The following is a 1,191-nucleotide window of genomic DNA, read 5'->3' on the forward strand; positions in this document are numbered from 1 at the left end:
CCTTATATGGACTCCTCCTATTGCACAATACCCTTCGTTAATTTTGTTAGACTGCGTACTTATATGCGGGCTCATAATGAGGAGCTACCTCGGCCCTATGATGTATTCGCGCCCTTGTGCCTCTTCTCCTACTCGGTGTTTTAACACACTAATCACTTTACAGGCTATCAAGGGTGGGTCTAACCGCTTAACGCAGGTTCTTGGTCAATACAGTTATTTCTGTTATCGAAGACTAAATGTTAATTTGCTAGTAGGCTTGGTTCATAACGCGTGCCCTTTTTCAGCATGGCATACGCCGTCCGAACTGTTTTATTTGCTAACGCAATGGCGGCGCACTTCACACCGCGTCTTTCAACTAATGCTTTGAGCCATTGCTCTTTTTTCGTTTTTGGCTCGCGATGCTTTAACTGACTGATGACCGCTCTGGCCCCCAGAAATAAGTGACTTCGTAATATCATCTCTCCGCGGTATTTGGCTATATGACCTATTCGCACTTTTCCACCACTTGAGTGCTGACGTGGGGTGACGCCAATATTGGCTGCTGCATTACGTCCGCTCGTAAAATGGGTTGTGTCACTTAAGCTAATTAATAAACCAACCGCGGTGATAGGCCCTACGCCCTCAAGAGCCAGTAAGCGTTCACATTGCTCATCTTGTTTTACTAAGCCTGTCAGTAACTCATTTAATGTTTCTTTTAATGTTGATTGGGCTTTAAATAATTCATAGCACTGCGCTATACACTGCCTTAAACCAGCGGTTAACCCATTATCGCTATCTTCTAAAATCTCAGGGATAGCCTGCCTAAACGCGCATTCTGATTGCTTGATTACAATTCCAAATTCAAGTAACAAGCCTCTGATTTGATTCGCCAACTGCCGTTTCTGCTTTTCAGCTAACGCACGCATTCGCTCTATCGACTGTAGGCTTTGCTGTGCTTGTGTCAGTGATTTACACGGGCGAACATTGGGTGAGAAAGAAGCCGCAGCTATTGCAATAACATCGTTTGCATCTGTTTTCTGGCCAATCCTAAATGCTTTGACAAATCGAGGGTCTAGAATCACGACTTCATGACCAACACTACGCGCCTTGCGTGCCCAATAATGAGCACCGCCACATGATTCCATAACAACTTTACAACGAGGAGACGTGGTGAGTATCGACAGTAGCTCTTTTCTGCTTACCGCTTTATTA

Annotated in this window: 1 protein-coding gene; it reads right to left on the reverse strand. The window is 44.8% G+C overall.

The window, feature by feature from the left end; all coding sequences use genetic code 11:
* Nucleotides 1-239: 239 nt before the first annotated feature.
* Nucleotides 240-1,191: IS110 family transposase (locus JIG41_RS00025; RefSeq protein WP_249406580.1), on the reverse strand; the 952-nt coding region annotated here is incomplete at its 5' end.

The organism is Pseudoalteromonas sp. bablab_jr011 (assembly GCF_016464045.1).
Taxonomy (GTDB): domain Bacteria; phylum Pseudomonadota; class Gammaproteobacteria; order Enterobacterales; family Alteromonadaceae; genus Pseudoalteromonas; species Pseudoalteromonas lipolytica.